A 16,509-nucleotide genomic window follows, 5' to 3' on the forward strand; every position below is an offset into this window, starting at 1 on the left:
ACACCGACGCCGCCCCCTGCAGGTCAGCACCGCCCCCAACCGACAGTCGCCGCCTCACCGCCCCTGCCCGCCTCGCGCGATCTCCTCGCGCACCAGCGCCCGCATCCGTTCGGCGGCGGGCGACAGGCTGCGGGCGGCGCGCGAGATGAGCTGGCAGGGCGACAGCTCGAACGGCCGGGCGAGCGACAGCGTAGTGAAGCGGTGCCCCTCGCCCTGCGCCAGCCGCGCCACCTCGGCCGAGACCGGGCACAGCGCGTTGGTGTCCTGCACCAACGCCAGCGCCAGCAGCGGCGAGGACGAGGCGGTGATGTCGACCGGCGGGTCCAGACCCTCGGCCCAGAAGGCGCGCTCGACCGCGACGCGGATCGGCGCGCCGCGGTCCTGCAGCACCCACGGATAGCGCGCGGCCTCGGCCATCGGCACGCCGTCGCGCCCGGCCAGCGGGTGGCTGCGGCGGATCAGGCAGCACAGCGTCTCGGCCACCCCCGGCTCGACCCGCAGCCCGTCGGCGGGGTGGCCGTCGGGCACCCGCGCCAGCAGGAAATCGAGCGCCCCCTGCTCGAGCAGCGTCAGCAGCGCGGCCGAGGGGGCGACCTCGACGGCGATCTCGATCCGCGGGGCCAGCGCCTTGAGGCGGCGCAGCGCGGGCACCACGCAGCCCAGCGCCGGGCCGGTCACGGCCCCCACGCGGACCACGCCGGACAGCCCGTCCCCCATCTCGTCGAGTTCGCGGCCGAGGTCGCTGAGGCCCGTCAGCAGCGCATGGGCGCGCCGGGCGACGATCTCGCCCGCGGCGGTCGGGGTCATGCCGCGCGGGTGGCGGTCGAACAGCGCCGCGTCGAGCAGCCGCTCGATCTCGGCCAGGCTGCGCGAGGCGGCGGGCTGGCTGATCCCCAGCGCCTCGGCGGCGTGGATGATCTGGCGGTGCCGGTCGATGGCCGCGATCAGCCGCAACTGCGAGAGCTTCAGCGACTGGACGGCGCGGACGGACATCAGCCCCCCTGACATACCGGAAATGTCATACCGACCGCGTGTAATCGCATTTGCCGGCGCGGGCAAATGCCCGTTAGCGTGAGGGGCAAGGGCCAGCCGGCGGGGAACCGGCCGCCCTGCGACCAACACGGGGAGGAAACCCATGACGTTCAAGACCCTGATCGCCAGCGCGGCGATGGGCCTCGCGCTGCTGTCCACCGGCGCGTTCGCGCAGGACAAGGGCCTCGTCGGCATCGCCATGCCGACCAAGTCCTCGGCCCGCTGGATCGACGACGGCAACAACATGGTCAAGGAGCTGCAGGCCGCCGGCTACCAGACCGACCTGCAGTATGCCGAGGACGACATCCCTACCCAGCTGAGCCAGGTCGAGAACATGATCACCAAGGGCGCCAAGGCGCTGGTCATCGCCTCGATCGACGGCACCACGCTGACCAACGCGCTGGAGAACGCCAAGGCCGCCGACATCAAGGTGATCGCCTATGACCGGCTGATCCGCGACAGCGACGCGGTCAGCTATTACGCGACCTTCGACAACTTCAAGGTGGGCGTGCAGCAGGCGGAATCGCTCGTCCGCGGCCTCAAGGAGCGGTTCCCGGACGTGAAGCCCTGGAATGTCGAGCTGTTCGGCGGCTCGCCCGACGACAACAACGCCTTCTTCTTCTACGACGGCGCGATGAGCGTCCTGCAACCGATGATCGACGCGGGCGAGATTGCCATCCCGTCGGGCCAGACGGGCATGGACAAGGTCGGCACGCTGCGCTGGGACCCGGCCACGGCGCAGTCGCGGATGGACAACATCCTGTCGGCGAACTACGGCGACAAGCCGCTGCACGGGGTGCTGTCGCCCTATGACGGGCTGTCGATCGGCATCCTGTCGTCGGTCAAGGGCGTGGGCTACGGCTCGGGCGACCTCAAGATGCCCGTCGTCACCGGCCAGGACGCCGAGGTGCCCTCGGTGAAGTCGATCGAGGCGGGCGAGCAGTACGCGACGATCTTCAAGGACACGCGCGAACTCGCCAAGGTCACGGTCGGGATGGTGGACGCGGTGCTCGGCGGGAAAGAGCCGCAGATCAACGACACCAAGACCTATGACAACGGCAAGATGGTGGTGCCGTCCTACCTGCTCGAGCCGGTGCCGGTGTTCAAGGACAACTACAAGCAGGTTCTGGTCGACTCGGGCTACTACAAGGAAGATCAGCTGAAGTGATCCGGCGGGCGGGGCGCACGGCCGCCCCGCCCCCACGACAAAGCCGGCCGCAGATGCCGGCATGACATACGCGAGCGTAACGGCACCCTGGGGAGGAGATTGCCATGACGACACGCAGACACTGGATGCTTGCCGGCGCGCTGGCGCTGGGACTGCCGGCCGCGGCTCTGGCCCAGGGCGGGGGCCTCGTGGGCATCTCGATGCCCGAAAAGGTCACCGCACGCTGGGTCGCGGACGGCGACAACATGGTCAAGGATTTCGAGGCCGCCGGCTATCAGACCGACCTGCAATACGCCAACGACGACATCCCCGCGCAGCTGAGCCAGATCGAGAACATGGTCACCAAGGGCGCCAAGGCGCTGGTGATCGCGGCGCTCGACGGCACCACCCTCTCGAACGCGCTGGAAAGCGCGCACGCGGCGGGAGTCAAGGTCATCGCCTACGACCGGCTGATCCGCGAGACGCCGAACGTCGACTATTACGCCACCTTCGACAACTACAAGGTCGGCGTCATGCAGGGCACCGCACTCGTCGAGGGCCTGAAGGAGCGCTTCCCCGACCAGAAGCCCTGGAACGTCGAGCTGTTCGGCGGCAGCCCCGACGATAACAACGCCTATTTCTTCTACGACGGCGCGATGAGCGTCCTTCAGCCGCTGATCGACGCGGGCGAGATCGCGGTGCCCTCGGGGCAGATGGGGCTCGACAAGGTCGGGACGCTGCGCTGGGACGCGGCCACGGCGCAGGCGCGGATGGACAACATCCTGTCCGCCAACTACGGCGACAAGCCCGTGCACGGGGTGCTGTCGGCCAACGACGGGCTGGCGCGCGGCATCATCTCGTCAGTCAAGGGCGTCGGCTACGGCTCGGGCGACCTCAAGATGCCGATCATCACCGGCCAGGACGCCGAGATCCCCGGCATCAAGGCGATCATCGACGGCGACCAGTATGCGACGGTGTTCAAGGACACCCGCGAGCTGGCCAAGGTCACGGTCGGTATGGTCGACGCCATGATGGCCGGCAAGGAACCCGAGGTGAACGACACCAAGACCTATGACAACGGCGTCAAGGTCGTGCCGTCCTACCTGCTGGAACCCGTGTCGGTCACCGCCGCCAACTGGAAGCAGGTGCTGGTCGACTCGGGCTACTACACCGAGGACCAGCTCAAGTAAGGGCGCGCGCGGCCCGCCGTCCGTGGCCGGGCCGCGCCACCGCGACAGGGGGACGCGCCATGACGGCGATTCTGGAAATGCGCGGCATCGGGAAAAGTTTTCCGGGCGTCCGCGCGCTCGATCAGGTCAATCTCAGCGTCGCACCCGGCGAGATCCACGCCATCTGCGGCGAGAACGGGGCCGGGAAGTCGACGCTGATGAAGGTGCTGTCGGGCGTCTATCCGCACGGCAGCTATGACGGGGAAATCCGCTACGAAGGCCACCCCGTCGCCTTCCGCGACATCCGCGACAGCGAGCGCGAGGGGATCATCATCATCCACCAGGAGCTGGCGCTGGTGCCGCAGCTTTCGGTGGCCGAGAACATGTTCCTCGGCAACGAGGTCGCCCGCGGCGGCGTGATCGACTGGAAGCGCAGTTGGGCCGAGACCCGCCGCCACCTCGCCAAGGTGGGGCTGCGCGAGGCGCCGACCACGCCGGTCGGCAAGCTGGGCGTCGGCAAGCAGCAGCTGATCGAGATCGCCAAGGCGCTGGCCAAGGACGTGCGGCTGCTGATCCTCGACGAGCCCACCGCCGCCCTGCAGGAAAACGACAGCGCGAAGCTTCTGGACCTGATGCTGGAACTCAAGGCGCAGGGGGTCACGCAGATCCTCATCAGCCACAAGCTGAACGAGATCCGCCGGGTGGCCGACCGGGTGACGGTGATCCGCGACGGCTCGACCGTCTCGACGCTCGAGCGGGGCGAGATCACCGAAGAGCGGATCATCCGCGACATGGTCGGCCGCGACCTCGCCCACCGCTACCCCGACCGCACCCCGCAGATCGGCGAGGTGCTGATGCGGGTCCGCAACTGGACCGTGTGGCACCCCGACCAGCCGCGCAAGGTGATCGACGGCGTGTCCTTCGACGTGCGCCGCGGCGAGATCCTGGGCATCGCCGGGCTGATGGGATCGGGGCGCACCGAACTGGCCATGAGCCTCTTCGGCCGCAGCTACGGGCGCGACATCACCGGCCACGCCGAGATCGCGGGCCGGCCCGCCCGGCTCGGCTCGGTCACCGAGGCCATCGCCTCGGGCCTCGCCTACGTCACCGAGGACCGCAAGGAGCTGGGTCTGATCCTCGAGGAGCCGATCCAGCGCAACATCAGCCTGGCGAACCTCGCCGGGATCTCGTCGTCGGGCGTGCTCTCGGCGGGGCGCGAGCAGGCGGTGGCGGAACGCTATCGCCGCGACCTGCGCATCCGCACCCCCAGCGTGGCGCAACGGGTGATGAACCTTTCGGGCGGCAACCAGCAGAAGGTCGTGCTCGCCAAGTGGCTGTTCACCGACCCGCAGGTGCTGATCCTCGACGAGCCGACGCGCGGCATCGACGTGGGCGCCAAGTTCGAGATCTACGCCCTGATGAACGAGCTGGTGGCGCAGGGGCGGGGCGTGGTGATGATCTCGTCCGAGATGCCCGAGCTGCTGGGGATGTGCGACCGCATCCATGTGATGAACGAGGGCCGCTTCGTGGGTGAGCTCACCCGCGCCGAGGCGAGCCAGGAAAGGATCATGGCGCTGATCCTGCAAAGCGAGGGGAAAGCCGCATGACCACCACCGACCGCGAGGGGCAGCAGCCCGGCATCGGCGCCCAACTCGGCGGGCATCTGCGCGAGAACGGCATGGTGCTGGCGCTACTGGTCATCGTGCTCTTCTTCACGGTGCTGATCCGGTCGATGCAGGGCGTCGATTTCCTGTCGGCGCAGAACATCACCAACCTGTTTTTGCAGAACTCCTACGTCATCATCATGGCGCTGGGAATGCTCCTGGTGATCGTCTCGGGCCACATCGACCTGTCGGTCGGCTCGGTCGCGGCCTTCACCGGGGCGGTCTCGGCCTTCCTGACCGTCAAGCTGGGCTGGCCGGTCTGGGCGGTGATCCCGGCCACGCTGCTGATGGGCGGGCTGATCGGGGCGGCGCAGGGCTACTGGATCGCCTTCTGGAAGATCCCCAGCTTCATCGTCACCCTCGCGGGGATGCTGGTGTTCCGCGGCCTGACGCTGTGGCTGTTGCAGGGTCAGAACATCGGCCCCTTCCCCCGCGCCTTCCAGGCCATGTCCACGGGGTTCCTGCCCGACGTGTTCGGCGCCGGGCGGCCCAACATCACCGCGCTGGTGATGGTCGGCCTCGCGGCGCTCGCCATCGTCTGGTCGGGCGTCCGCGGCCGGCGCGCCGATGCGAGCTTCGGGATCGAGCCCGAGCCCGCGGCACTGTTCTGGGGCCGCCACCTGATCGTCGTCGCGGCGCTGATGTTCGTCGGCTGGAAGCTCGCGCAGTTCCGCGGCCTGCCGAACGTGCTGATCGTGATGTCGGCGCTGATCGTGCTTTACGCCTTCTTCACCGAGCAGACGGTGATCGGGCGACGCATCTATGCGCTCGGCGGCAACGAAAAGGCTGCGCGCCTGTCGGGAATCAAGACCGACCGGCTGGTCTTTGCCACCTTCGCCAACATGGGGGTGCTGGCGGCGCTGGCGGGGATGATCGTGACCGCGCGGCTCAACAGCGCGACGCCCAAGGCGGGCACGGGGTTCGAGCTCGACGTGATCGCCGCGGTGTTCATCGGCGGGGCGTCGATGGCCGGCGGCTCGGGGCGGATCATCGGGGTGGTGGTCGGCGCGCTGATCATGGGGGTGATGAACAACGGCATGTCGATCATGGGGATCGGCATCGACTATCAGCAGGTCATCAAGGGGCTTGTGCTGCTCGCCGCGGTGATCTTTGACGTCTACAACCGCAACAAGCAGGGCTGAGCCGGGATGCCCGACCCCACACGGATCGACACCACACGGATCGCCACCACACGGATTGCCATCGTCGGGATGGGCAAGATCGCCCGCGACCAGCACGTCCCCGAGATCGCGGCCTCCCCCGCCTTCACGCTCGCCGCGACCGTGGACCCGGTGGCGCGGCTCGAGGCGGTCGAGGGCTACGGCGACCTCGACGCGCTGCTCGCCGCCCGGCCTGACGTGACGGCGGTGGCGCTCTGCACCCCGCCGCAGGTGCGCTTCGCGCTGGCACGCGCGGCGCTCATGGCCGGGCGCGACGTGCTGCTGGAAAAGCCGCCCGGCGTGACCGTGGCCGAGGTGCAGACGCTGGAACGGCTCGCCGGCGCGCGCGGGCGGGTGCTCTTCACCGCCTGGCACTCGCAGTTCGCCCCGGGCATCGAGGCGGCGCGCGACTGGCTCGCCTCCCGTCGCGTCACCGGGATCGAGGTCACCTGGCGCGAGGACGTGCGCTGGTCGCACCCCGGCCAGGACTGGATCTTCGAGCCCGGCGGCACCGGCGTCTATGACCCCGGGATCAACGCCCTGTCGATCCTGACCCGGATCGTTCCTGCCGACCTGCGGGTCGTCTCGGCCGAGCACGACCTGCCCGCCAACCGCGCCGCTCCGATCGGCGCGCGGCTGGTCATGGCGACCGAGGACGGCGCGCCGGTCACGATGGACATGGATTTCCGCGAGGCGGGCGAGGCGCGCTGGGACATGGTGATCCGCACCGACCGGGGCGAGCTGAGGCTCTCGCGCGGGGGGGCGGTGGTGTCGGCGCCGGGGCTGGACGTCGCGCGCACCGGCGGGGCGATGCCCGACGAATACCGGCGCATCTACGAACGCTTCGCCGACCTGATCGCGCTGCGCCGCTCGGACGTGGACGCGGCGCCGCTGCAACTGACCGCCGACGCCTTCCTCGCCGCCCGCTGGGCGCCGGCCGACGACTTCGCATGGTAGGCGGGGCGGTGCCCGACTTGATCGCGCCCGACTGGATCGCCGCCGATTGGGGCACCTCGCGGCTGCGGGTCTGGGCGATGGGCGCGGACGGCGCCATCCTCGACCGGCGCGAGAGCGACGCGGGCATGGGCGGCCTGGCCCCCGCGGGGTTCGAGCCGGCGCTGCTGGCCCTGATCGACGACTGGCTCACCCCCGGCCGTGCCACCGACGTGATCGCCTGCGGCATGGTCGGCGCGAGGCAGGGCTGGGTCGAGGCCGCCTATCGCCCCCTCCCCTGCCCGCCCGTCGGCCCGCCGCTGACCCCGGCCCCCGTCTCCGACCCGCGGCTCAGCGTCGCCATCGTCCCCGGCCTCTCGCAGACCCGCCCCGCGGCGGACGTGATGCGCGGGGAGGAAACGCAGATCGCCGGCGTCCTCGCCGCCGCGCCGAACTGGGACGGGGTGGTCTGCCTGCCCGGCACCCACAGCAAATGGGCCGAGGTCTCGGCGGGCGAGGTGGTCAGCTTCCGCAGCTTTTTGACCGGAGAGCTGTTCGCGTTGCTCGCCGGCCACTCGGTGCTGCGCCACGGGATGGGCGACGGCTGGGACGAGGCCGGGTTCGACGCGGGCCTCGCCGAGGGCATGGCCCGGCCCGAGGCGCTGACCGCGCGGCTGTTCGGGCTGCGCGCCGAGGGGCTGCTGTCCGGCCTCGCGCCCGACACCGCCCGCGCCCGGCTGTCGGGGCTGCTGATCGGCGCCGAACTCGCCGCGGCGAAGCCGTGGTGGCTCGGCCGCGACGTGGTGATCGTGGGCGAGGGACGCCTCGCCGCGCTCTACGCCCGCGGGCTCGCCGCGCAGGGCGTGGCCGCGCGGCGCGCGCCGGCCGAGGCGGCGACGCTCGCCGGGCTCGCCCGCGCCCGCAGCCTCGCCCCGCCCCCCGCCGCCACAGGTGCCCCATGACCCGCCCCCTCATCGCCATCCTGCGCGGCATCGCGCCGCCGGAGGCGGAGGCCCATGCCGCGGCCCTGATGGCGGCCGGGATCACCACGCTCGAGATACCGCTGAACTCGCCCGACCCGTGGGACAGCATCGCCCGGCTGCTGGCCCGCTTCGGCGCGCAGGCGCGGATCGGGGCCGGCACGGTGCTGACCCCGGCGCAGGTCGAGCGCCTCGCCGGGATGGGCGCGCATCTGGTCGTCTCGCCCAACGCCGACCCGGCGGTGATCGCCGCCACCCGCGCCGCCGGGATGGAGAGTTGGCCGGGGGTGATGACGCCGACCGAGTGCTTCGCCGCCCACGCCGCCGGCGCGACCGGGCTGAAGCTCTTTCCCGCGTCGCTGATCGGCCCGGCCGGGCTGTCGGCGCTGCGCGCGGTGCTGCCGCCCGAGCTGCCGGTCTACGCCGTGGGCGGCGCGGGCCCTGCCAACTTCGCCGCGTGGCGCCGCGCGGGGGCCGCGGGCTTCGGCATCGGCACCGCCCTCTACCGCCCCGGCCAGCCGGTCGAGGCCACCGCCCGCGCCGCGGCCGAGATCGCCGCCGCCTGGGACGCCAGCGGCTGACCCCGCCGCGACCCCGACCGGACCCTCACCGGACCCTTACGGAGCCTTCCATGCAGATTTTCGACGAAACGCGCTGCGAACTCGGCGAGGGCGCCCTCTGGCACCCCGAGCGGCAGAGCTTCTTCTGGTTCGACATCCTCGGACGCCGCCTCTACGAGCGCGGCCCCGCCGGCCGCACCGAGTGGGAGATGCCCGAGCTGACCTCGGCGATGGGCTGGGTCGGCGGCGGGCTGGTGGTGCTGTCGTCCGAGAGCGGGCTCTGGCTCTTCGACCTCGACCGCGGGCTGCGCGAGCCGCTCACGGCGATCGCCGCCGACGCGTCCGGGCTGCGCTCGAACGACGGGCGCGCCGACCCGTGGGGCGGGTTCTGGCACTCGACGATGGGCAAGTCGGCCGAGCCGGGCGCGGGCGGCATCTGGCGCTGGCACCGCGGCACGCTGCGCCATCTTTATCGCAACATCACCATCCCGAACGCGATCTGCTTCGACGAGGGGCGGCGGCTTGCCTATTTCGCCGACACCGCGGCGCAGGTGGTCTGGGTCCAGCCGCTCGACGCGGCGGGCTGGCCCGCGGGGCCGCACCGGGTGTTCCTGGACCTCGGGCCCGAGGGGCTGAACCCGGACGGGGCGGTGACGGACGCCGAGGGGCGGGTGTGGATCGCGCTCTGGGGGGCGGGGCGGATCGACGCCTTCGACCCCGAGGGGCGGCGCGTCGGCTCGGTCCCCGTGCCCGCGCGGCAGGTGAGCTGCCCGGCCTTCGGCGGCCCCGACCTCGGCGCGCTGATGGCCACCTCGGCGTGGGAGGGGCTGGACGCCGCCGCCCGCGCCGCCGACCCGCAGGCCGGGTGCTGCTTCGTCGTGCAGTCCACGGCGCGTGGGCTTCCGGCGCCGCGGGTGCGGGTGGACAAGGGCTGAGCCGGGGGGACGGGGCTGGGCGGCGGGGGAGCGAGGCCATCCGGTTCGCATGGCGTTGCGTTCTGCCGCCCCCCGCAGTCGCGCCTGTTTAATGGTCCATTTCCCGGAGCGGTCCGGTAGCGCCTTATAGCACGGGGAACGGGAAGTGCGGCGAAGGCTCCTCCCGCTGGGACGCGGCGAAGCCTCGTGCAGATCGGCAAAGCGCAGGGGAGGCTCAGGTGCCCATGCCGACGCTTTCCATACCGACGCTGTCGGCTGATATGAGTGAACCAGAGCCGATGCACCGTGAGCAGCGTGCCCGCCTCTGCCAGTGTCACTCATCCCAGCGGCGCCGCGGTTCCGCGGTAGCATGGGCGCCGGCGCGTCACCCGCCGTGCCGGCCGACGCTGGCTGCCGGCCCCGCGCCGGTGCCCCCTCCCCGCCCGCGTTGCAATCCACCGGGCGGCGGATCATATATCCGGCGAACAGCGGAAAGGCCGTCCATGACCTATCTCGAGTTTGAAAAGCCCCTCGCCGATCTCGAGGGCAAGGCCGAGGAGTTGCGGGTGCTGGCCCGCAAGGGCGAGGGCGTCGATCTGGAAAAGGAGGCCGCCGCGCTCGACCGCAAGGCCGAGGACCTGCTGCGCGACCTCTACCGCAACCTTGATCCGTGGCGGAAGACGCTGGTCGCGCGCCACCCCGACCGGCCGCACTGCATCGACTACATCAACGCGCTGTTTTCCGAGTGGACGCCGCTGGCCGGCGACCGGACCTTCGGCGACGACCACGCGGTCATGGGCGGCCTCGCACGCTTCCGCGACCAGCCGGTGGTGGTGATCGGGCATGAAAAGGGCAACGACACCAAGTCGCGCATCCACCGCAACTTCGGCATGGCCCGGCCCGAGGGGTACCGCAAGGCGATCCGTCTGATGGACATGGCCGACCGCTTCGGGCTGCCGGTGGTGACGCTGGTGGACACCCCCGGCGCCTATCCCGGCAAGGGCGCCGAAGAGCGCGGCCAGTCCGAGGCGATCGCCCGCTCGACCGAGAAGTGCCTGCAGATCGGGGTGCCGCTGGTCAGCGTTATCATCGGCGAGGGTGGCTCGGGCGGGGCAGTGGCGTTTGCGACGGCGGACCGGGTGGCGATGCTCGAGCACTCGATCTACTCGGTGATCTCGCCCGAGGGCTGCGCCTCGATCCTGTGGAAGGACGCCGAGAAGATGCGCGAGGCCGCCGAGGCGTTGCGCCTGACCGCGCAGGACCTGACCCGGCTGGGCGTCGTGGACGCGATCATCCCCGAGCCGGTCGGCGGCGCCCAGCGCGCCCCCGCCGAGGCCGTCGCCCGGGTCGGCGACGAGATCGCCCGGTTTCTCAAGGAACTCTCCGGCCGCAAACCCGCCGAGCTTCTGCGCGCCCGGCGCCGGAAATACGTGGAGATGGGTGCAAAGGGTCTCGCGGCCTGAGCGCTTGAGTGGGGCGGGGGTCGGGCCGCACTGGTCCCGCCGAAGCCTTGGCGCTGGCTCCCGACAAGGGTTCAGTGGAACCCCGCGACGCGTCCATGCCTGATCGGCCGAAGCGGTCATATGTGCTTGGCCGGGGCGCTTTCACCTGCTCGGCTAAAGCGCTCTTCCTTGTGCAAGGGAAGCGTTCTTACGTTTCCGCGCGATGCGTTCGCACCTGCTCGCGAAACGCGCTCGTCGCTTCATGCGCGAAGCAGCCTTACGCACCGGCGGGGGAGGTTTGACACCTGACTTCTCAGGCGAAACTTACACCTCACGCAAAGCTGGCACCTTCGGCGAAACAGACGTCCCACGCTCAGCGTCAGCCTTTGCTAACCGCTCCATCCGCGCTGGCCATCGCGCTCCCACCGACCGGAAGCCACTATCCTCCCCCCTGATATCCTCGCACCAACGCGGACGCGAGGAGCCCCCAGCCGTCGACCGCCACGAAGAATGCGAGCTTGAAGGGCAGCGCGACCACGGTCGGCGGCACCATCATCATGCCCATCGACATGAGGATCGCCGACACCACCAGGTCGATGATCAGGAACGGCAGCGACACGAGGAACCCGATGGCAAACGCCTTCTGGATCTCGGACAGCATGAACGACGGCACAATCAGCGACAGCGGCGCCGTCTGGGGGTCGTCAGTCACAGGCGCGGCGCCCGCGGGGGTCGGTGCCACGTCGGCGAGGGCCGCCATGGTGTCGGGATCGATGCGCTCTGCCATGAACCGTCGGAACGGCTCGACCCCGCGCTCGAATGCGACGGGGAGGGTGATCTCGCCCCGCTGGAGGGGGGCGCCCGCGACCTGCCAGGCGTCGCGCAGCACCGGGTCCATGACATACCAGCTGAGGAAGATGGCGAGGCTCACGATCAGCATGTTCGGCGGAGACTGCTGCAGCCCGATCGACTGGCGCAGGATCGACAGCACGGTGACCACGAACGGGAAGCAAGTCACCATGATCGCGAGCCCCGGCGCCAAAGACAGCAGCGTAAGCCCGCCCACCAGCAGGATCGCATTCCGGCCGAGCCCGCCCAGCGCCTCGCCCCCTGCGCTGAAGCCCGGGAGGTCCTGCGCCGCAGCCGGGCCGGTCAGCGCGAGACCGATCAGAAGTGCTGCGATGGCCGCGGCGAATTGTGAGGCGCAGCGGGAGGCCGAAACTGATCCGAACACACGGGTGTGCAGACAGATCGCCATGCGCCACAGGGGGTGACTGAACTCAACTATGCAGCATGGGAAAAGGCCTTGGCTGGGATCGCCCGCCGACAACGCGGGTTCCCGACAGCGCGAAACCCCGGTCTGCGACGGGGATCCGCCGGAAAGGATCGGGACAACGAAGTGCACCGAGAGGGCTGAGAACACCGAAACTGCGGACCACACCAGCGTCGCCAGCAATTTTGAGTACTGAGAAGCGCTTAGGACACCGCTCGCCGCGCTGATCCGGCCGCTGCGATGGTGTCCCAGCCGCACCCGCAGACCGACCACCCCCTCCGACACCGCCACGCCACCCCGCCGGGAATGTCCTCGCCAGCCCTGCGGCGGCTCGCCCAGCCGTCGCCCTGCTCTGCCGCAGCTCATGGCGCCGCCGGTCCGACGATCCGCACCGACAGCCGTCCGTCGTCGCCCTCCTCCACCAGTTCGCCCCGGGCCACCACCCGGTCGCCGATGCAGATCTCGACGCCGTCGAGGGCGTCCTGGTCCAGAGGCAGCACATCGTCCGGCTGAAGCCGGGCCAATTCGGCGACCGAGAGGCGGGTCCGGCCAAGCCGGATGCTGATCTCGACCTGAATGTGATGGGTGGGGATGAGGCCGGGTTCCACGTCCATGTCAGTTCGCTTCCATGATGTCCTGAACGATGCCGCGCAGCTGCGCCGCGACCGCCGCCTCGTCCCAGGCGATGACGCCGCCCAGAACCTCGGCCGTGACCGTCCCCGCGGGGCCGGTGGTGTCGATCTCGACCGCCGCGATGCCCGCCGCGGTCAGGCTTGCGGACACGAACGGCTCGAGGTCCGCCCCGCAGCAGAGGCGCAGTTCGAGCGGCGTGACCGTCTCGGCAAGCCGGAGGAGTTCGTCGAGCAGCGCCGCCTCGAGCCGGGCGCGCGCCAGTGCCGGCAGCACGCCGTCCACCAGGGCCCGCACCAGCGGGGCGAGAGCCGCCCCGGCGGCCCGACCCTCCTCGCGGCGCCGGGCATCCCCCGCGGCCATCGCCGCGACGGCGTCAGAGAGGGCCGCGCGCAGGGCGTCGCTTTCGGCCGTGCGCGCAGCAGCCTCGCCGTCGGCCCGGCCGCGGGCATAGGCAGCGGCCAACTCGGCCGGGCCGTAGAGCTCCGGGGCCGCGGACGCGGGGGCCACGTCGAACCGCTCGAGTTGCAGGACGGCGCCCATGATCACGCCTCCTCCCGCGCGCCGATCCAGCCCGAGAGCAGCCGCAGGCTTTCATCCTGCCGCTCGCGCATCAGGTCGCGCAGCCGCGCCACGGGGTCGGCCACCGTGCCGGCCGGGGTGAATTCGAAATCAGGCACGTTGAGGGCCAGGTTGGGCAGGGCCAGCGCGCCGTCGGACGGCTCGACCTCGCGCGGGCTTAACGCGGCCGGGGCGAGCAACTCGGGCATCGCCGGCCCCGAGCTGTCCAGCGCCGGCGCCGGCAGGGCGGCCGCGGCGCGGGCCCGCAGGACCGGGCGCATCACCACGAAGGCGAGCGCCAGCGCGAAGAACCCGATGATCGCGAGCCGCGCCAGATCGTTCAGCGCAAGCCGGCTCAGAAGCCCGCCCGCCTCGGCCGCGGTCCCCTCGCCCCCCACCGCCGAGAAGGGCAGCGACTTGACGGTGATCACGTCGCCCCGCGCCTCGTCGAAGCCAACCGCCGAGGCGACCAGCTCGCGCAGCGCCTCGAGCTCGGGTTCGGCGCGCGGCACGATGCTCTGCGTCCCGTCCGCCGCGGTCTGGACCGTGCCGTTCACCAGCACTGCCACCGTCATCCGCCGCGTCGCGCCCGGCTGGCGCACCACCTCGCGGGTCAGTTTGCTCACCTCGTAGTTCTGCCGCTGCCGGGTCTCGGAGCTCGCGGACTTGCTCTGCTCGCCCTGGCTGCCGGTGCCCTCGGGCAGGTTCGAGGACGCCGTCACCGCCCCTTTGTCGGCGTTCGACGACTGATCCGTCGTCTCTTCGTTCTCCTGCGAAACCAGCGCCCGGGCGTTCGGATCGAATTTCTGCTCGGAGAGCTGCTCGGTCTCGGTCACCAGGTCGAGGTTCAACTCGACGATGGCGTTGCCGGGGCCGACATGCGGCTCGAGGATGCGCTCGACGTTGCGCTTCATCTCGGCGGCGCGGTCGGCGGCCACGGTCTCCTCGCCGGTCGAGACGATGCCGCGGGCGCTGTCGATCACCTTGACCTTCTCGGGGTCGAGGCCCGGCACGCCCGAGGCCACGAGGTATTGCAGCGACCGCGCCTGCCGGCTGTCGAGCGTGCCGCTGGCCATCGTCACGGTGACCGAAGCCGCGCCGCCCGATTCGCGCCGGTAGCCGCGGGTGGCGGGCACAGCGATGTGGACGCGCGCGGCCTTGACCCCGGGCACGGCGAGGATGGTGCGGGCCAGCTCACCCTCTTTCGCGCGCCAGTAGGCGGCGTCGAACATCTGCGAGGTGGTGCCGAAGCCCGACATCCCGTCCAGGATCTCGTAGCCCGCGCCCCCCGCCGAGGGCAGCCCGAGGCCCGCCATGACCATCCGCAGCCGGTCGCGCTCGCCTGATTCAACCCAGATCGCGTCGCCGCGGATCTCGGAGGGGACGCCGGTCTTGTCGAGCTCGGCCATGACCTCGCCCGCCCGCGCCGGGTCGAGCCCGGCATAGAGCAGCGCCATCGACGGGCGGTTCGCTACCCAGGCGAAGCCCGCGACGGCCAGAAAGGTCAGCACAAAGGCGGCCGCGATCAGCGCCTTCTGGCTGATGGACCGCTCGCTCCAGTATTCGGCCAGCTTCTGCATCCGTCCCCCGGTGTCTCGAATCGTTCTCGGCTCGACAGGGAGGGTGATGGCACGGCGCGGATTAAGATTCGGTTAGTGGGCTGCTGTTAGACCGATCCGGCAAGGACGGAGAATCAGATGACCGACATCGCCCTGCCCACCCCAGTCGATCCGCCGCGGTCGCGGTTGCGCCGGATGCTGCCGCTGGCCGTGCCGCTGCTGGCGCTGGGGGCGGGTTTTGCCAGCACCTACATGGGGTTGTGGTCGCCGATGGGGCTGATTGGCGAGGGCGACCCGCCCCCCGAGGCGGTGGCGGTGACGCCTGCGGTCACCTTCGTCGACGTGCCGCGAATCATCCTTACCGTGCCGGGGGAACGCACCCAGACCCTAGCGCTCACGGTCATGATCGAGGTGCCGCCCGAAGGCCGCGCCCAGGCCGAGGCGCTGATGCCGCGGATCACCGACAGTTTTAACGAGTTCCTGTCGCGCATCGACGCCGCCGCCTTTAGCCGCCGCGGCATCCTCGAAATCATCCGCGCCGAGCTGGCGACCCGCACCCGCTTCGTGCTGGGCGATGCCGCCGTCCGCGACCTTCTGATCACGGAGTTCAGGATCCAATGACACTCGCTCTTGCCCTGCAGGCGGCGCTGGTGGCCGCCGGGCTGGTGCTCGCCGGCTTCTGCTGGGAGCTGTCGCGCCGGCTGCGCAAGCTCAACGACCTCGAGACCGGGCTCGGCGGGGCCATCGCCGTGATGGCGGCCGAGATCGCCCGGCTCGAGGCGGCGCTCGCCGCCGCCCGCTCGGGCGCCACGACCGCCAGCGACGGGCTCGCGCGCGAGATCGAGAAGGCGCGGTCCGAGCGCGCCTACTGGGCGCTGCAGCGCCAGTTCCTGCCCCCGGGGGCCGAGCCGCGCCGCACCCTGCGCCGCCGCCGTCCGGTCGAGGTGAAGGATGTCTAGCCCCGTCCTCTGGGCCGCGGGCCTCTCGCTCGCCGGGCTCGCGGCCCTGGCCGGTCAGTCCTGGCTCGGGCCCCTGACCGCGCAGGCGGCGCCGGCGGCGCTGCTCGACGGGTGCACCGACGTCCCCGAGGCGATGGCGCTGGCCGACCGGCTGCGCCAGCGCGGCATCGCCGTGGACCGCGCGCTCGCCGACCTCGACCGCCGCAAGCAGGAGCTTGCCGCCGCCGAGGCGCGGATCAAGACCCGGCTCGATGCGCTCAAGGCCGCCAAGGCGGCGCTGACCGACGCGCGCGGCGCCCGCGCCGATGGCACCGCGGCGGGGATCGAGCGGCTGATCGCGGTCTATGACGCGATGAAGCCGGCCGAGGCCGCGACCATCCTTGCGGCCCTGCCCCCCGATTTCGCCGCCGAGATCCTGATGCGCGTCCAGCCCGAGACCGGCGCCCGCATCATCGCCCGCATCGACCCCGGTCAGGCCGCCGTGCTGACCGCCCACATGGGCGCCCGCCGCCCGACAGGAGGCTGA

Annotated in this window: 17 protein-coding genes; 12 read left to right on the forward strand and 5 right to left on the reverse strand. The window is 71.1% G+C overall.

Annotation, left to right across the window (positions count from 1 at the left end; genetic code table 11):
• Positions 1–54: 54 nt before the first annotated feature.
• On the reverse strand, positions 55–993 hold the full coding sequence (locus HGN31_RS05870; RefSeq protein WP_168782624.1) for a LysR family transcriptional regulator: 939 nt from the start codon (positions 991–993) through the stop codon (positions 55–57).
• 142 nt (positions 994–1,135) lie between these two features.
• Here HGN31_RS05870 and chvE (HGN31_RS05875) point away from each other — a divergent pair, with 142 nt between their 5' ends.
• From chvE (HGN31_RS05875) to HGN31_RS05915, 9 genes are all read left to right on the forward strand, one after another.
• Positions 1,136–2,200, forward strand: a complete 1,065-nt coding sequence (gene chvE / locus HGN31_RS05875) for a multiple monosaccharide ABC transporter substrate-binding protein (protein WP_036735895.1) — start codon at positions 1,136–1,138, stop codon at positions 2,198–2,200.
• Between the two features lie 104 nt (positions 2,201–2,304).
• Positions 2,305–3,369: a multiple monosaccharide ABC transporter substrate-binding protein gene (chvE, locus tag HGN31_RS05880; protein ID WP_036735898.1), complete on the forward strand. Its 1,065-nt coding sequence runs from the start codon at positions 2,305–2,307 to the stop codon at positions 3,367–3,369.
• Positions 3,370–3,428: 59 nt separating this feature from the next.
• Complete coding sequence (mmsA, locus tag HGN31_RS05885) at positions 3,429–4,955, forward strand: multiple monosaccharide ABC transporter ATP-binding protein (protein ID WP_036735900.1); 1,527 nt, start codon at positions 3,429–3,431, stop codon at positions 4,953–4,955.
• Entirely contained in the window at positions 4,952–6,154 is a 1,203-nt protein-coding gene (gene mmsB / locus HGN31_RS05890; RefSeq protein WP_168782625.1) for a multiple monosaccharide ABC transporter permease, read from the forward strand. The genes mmsA and mmsB overlap by 4 nt, the downstream gene beginning before the upstream one ends.
• Before the next feature lie 6 nt (positions 6,155–6,160).
• Positions 6,161–7,129 (forward strand): Gfo/Idh/MocA family protein, encoded by a 969-nt coding sequence (locus HGN31_RS05895; RefSeq protein ID WP_211096343.1) that lies wholly within the window; start codon positions 6,161–6,163, stop codon positions 7,127–7,129.
• 20 nt (positions 7,130–7,149) lie between these two features.
• The gene (locus HGN31_RS05900) at positions 7,150–8,067 is read left to right on the forward strand and encodes a 2-dehydro-3-deoxygalactonokinase (protein ID WP_211096371.1); all 918 of its coding nucleotides are present in this window, start codon (positions 7,150–7,152) and stop codon (positions 8,065–8,067) included.
• A complete protein-coding gene (locus HGN31_RS05905) occupies positions 8,064–8,666 on the forward strand; it encodes a 2-dehydro-3-deoxy-6-phosphogalactonate aldolase (RefSeq protein WP_168782627.1) in 603 nt (200 codons plus the stop codon). The genes HGN31_RS05900 and HGN31_RS05905 overlap by 4 nt, the downstream gene beginning before the upstream one ends.
• Before the next feature lie 50 nt (positions 8,667–8,716).
• A complete protein-coding gene (locus HGN31_RS05910; RefSeq protein WP_168782628.1) occupies positions 8,717–9,580 on the forward strand; it encodes an SMP-30/gluconolactonase/LRE family protein in 864 nt (287 codons plus the stop codon).
• A gap of 482 nt (positions 9,581–10,062) precedes the next feature.
• Positions 10,063–11,022: an acetyl-CoA carboxylase carboxyltransferase subunit alpha gene (locus tag HGN31_RS05915; RefSeq protein ID WP_168782629.1), complete on the forward strand. Its 960-nt coding sequence runs from the start codon at positions 10,063–10,065 to the stop codon at positions 11,020–11,022.
• 418 nt (positions 11,023–11,440) lie between these two features.
• Here the strand turns inward: HGN31_RS05915 and fliP are convergent, their stop codons facing one another.
• The 4 genes from fliP to fliF form a co-directional block, all read right to left on the reverse strand.
• Positions 11,441–12,184, reverse strand: a complete 744-nt coding sequence (gene fliP, locus HGN31_RS05920) for a flagellar type III secretion system pore protein FliP (protein ID WP_036736161.1) — start codon at positions 12,182–12,184, stop codon at positions 11,441–11,443.
• Positions 12,185–12,636: 452 nt separating this feature from the next.
• Positions 12,637–12,888: a FliM/FliN family flagellar motor switch protein gene (locus HGN31_RS05925; protein WP_036704629.1), complete on the reverse strand. Its 252-nt coding sequence runs from the start codon at positions 12,886–12,888 to the stop codon at positions 12,637–12,639.
• A 1-nt stretch (position 12,889) separates the two neighbouring features.
• A complete protein-coding gene (locus HGN31_RS05930) occupies positions 12,890–13,447 on the reverse strand; it encodes a hypothetical protein (protein WP_036736148.1) in 558 nt (185 codons plus the stop codon).
• A 2-nt stretch (positions 13,448–13,449) separates the two neighbouring features.
• Entirely contained in the window at positions 13,450–15,045 is a 1,596-nt protein-coding gene (gene fliF / locus HGN31_RS05935) for a flagellar basal-body MS-ring/collar protein FliF (RefSeq protein ID WP_168782630.1), read from the reverse strand.
• 117 nt (positions 15,046–15,162) lie between these two features.
• Between fliF and HGN31_RS05940 the strand changes: the two genes are divergently transcribed.
• The 3 genes from HGN31_RS05940 to HGN31_RS05950 are packed head-to-tail and all read left to right on the forward strand — an operon-like array spanning position 15,163 to position 16,509.
• The gene (locus HGN31_RS05940) at positions 15,163–15,645 is read left to right on the forward strand and encodes a flagellar basal body-associated FliL family protein (RefSeq protein ID WP_168782631.1); all 483 of its coding nucleotides are present in this window, start codon (positions 15,163–15,165) and stop codon (positions 15,643–15,645) included.
• Positions 15,642–15,983 carry a hypothetical protein gene (locus HGN31_RS05945; RefSeq protein WP_244961148.1) on the forward strand — a complete coding sequence of 114 codons (342 nt, stop codon included), beginning with the start codon at positions 15,642–15,644 and terminating at the stop codon, positions 15,981–15,983. Before HGN31_RS05940 ends, HGN31_RS05945 begins: the two co-directional genes overlap by 4 nt.
• Complete coding sequence (locus HGN31_RS05950) at positions 15,976–16,509, forward strand: MotE family protein (RefSeq protein WP_168782632.1); 534 nt, start codon at positions 15,976–15,978, stop codon at positions 16,507–16,509. The genes HGN31_RS05945 and HGN31_RS05950 overlap by 8 nt, the downstream gene beginning before the upstream one ends.

This window comes from Paracoccus sanguinis, from assembly GCF_012689545.1.
In the GTDB taxonomy this organism is placed as follows: domain Bacteria; phylum Pseudomonadota; class Alphaproteobacteria; order Rhodobacterales; family Rhodobacteraceae; genus Paracoccus; species Paracoccus panacisoli.

What these genes read in the sequence shown, in the direction of transcription:
- HGN31_RS05945 (WP_244961148.1), top strand. Translation starts at nt 15,642, where the DNA reads ATGACACTCGCTCTTGCCCTGCAGGCGGCGCTGGTGGCCGCCGGGCTG.
- HGN31_RS05905 (WP_168782627.1), top strand. Translation starts at nt 8,064, where the DNA reads ATGACCCGCCCCCTCATCGCCATCCTGCGCGGCATCGCGCCGCCGGAG.
- chvE (WP_036735895.1), top strand. Translation starts at nt 1,136, where the DNA reads ATGACGTTCAAGACCCTGATCGCCAGCGCGGCGATGGGCCTCGCGCTG.
- HGN31_RS05910 (WP_168782628.1), top strand. Translation starts at nt 8,717, where the DNA reads ATGCAGATTTTCGACGAAACGCGCTGCGAACTCGGCGAGGGCGCCCTC.
- HGN31_RS05870 (WP_168782624.1), bottom strand. Translation starts at nt 993, where the DNA reads ATGTCCGTCCGCGCCGTCCAGTCGCTGAAGCTCTCGCAGTTGCGGCTG.
- HGN31_RS05940 (WP_168782631.1), top strand. Translation starts at nt 15,163, where the DNA reads ATGACCGACATCGCCCTGCCCACCCCAGTCGATCCGCCGCGGTCGCGG.
- fliF (WP_168782630.1), bottom strand. Translation starts at nt 15,045, where the DNA reads ATGCAGAAGCTGGCCGAATACTGGAGCGAGCGGTCCATCAGCCAGAAG.
- HGN31_RS05930 (WP_036736148.1), bottom strand. Translation starts at nt 13,447, where the DNA reads ATGGGCGCCGTCCTGCAACTCGAGCGGTTCGACGTGGCCCCCGCGTCC.
- HGN31_RS05895 (WP_211096343.1), top strand. Translation starts at nt 6,161, where the DNA reads ATGCCCGACCCCACACGGATCGACACCACACGGATCGCCACCACACGG.
- mmsA (WP_036735900.1), top strand. Translation starts at nt 3,429, where the DNA reads ATGACGGCGATTCTGGAAATGCGCGGCATCGGGAAAAGTTTTCCGGGC.
- chvE (WP_036735898.1), top strand. Translation starts at nt 2,305, where the DNA reads ATGACGACACGCAGACACTGGATGCTTGCCGGCGCGCTGGCGCTGGGA.
- HGN31_RS05925 (WP_036704629.1), bottom strand. Translation starts at nt 12,888, where the DNA reads ATGGACGTGGAACCCGGCCTCATCCCCACCCATCACATTCAGGTCGAG.
- HGN31_RS05950 (WP_168782632.1), top strand. Translation starts at nt 15,976, where the DNA reads ATGTCTAGCCCCGTCCTCTGGGCCGCGGGCCTCTCGCTCGCCGGGCTC.
- mmsB (WP_168782625.1), top strand. Translation starts at nt 4,952, where the DNA reads ATGACCACCACCGACCGCGAGGGGCAGCAGCCCGGCATCGGCGCCCAA.
- HGN31_RS05915 (WP_168782629.1), top strand. Translation starts at nt 10,063, where the DNA reads ATGACCTATCTCGAGTTTGAAAAGCCCCTCGCCGATCTCGAGGGCAAG.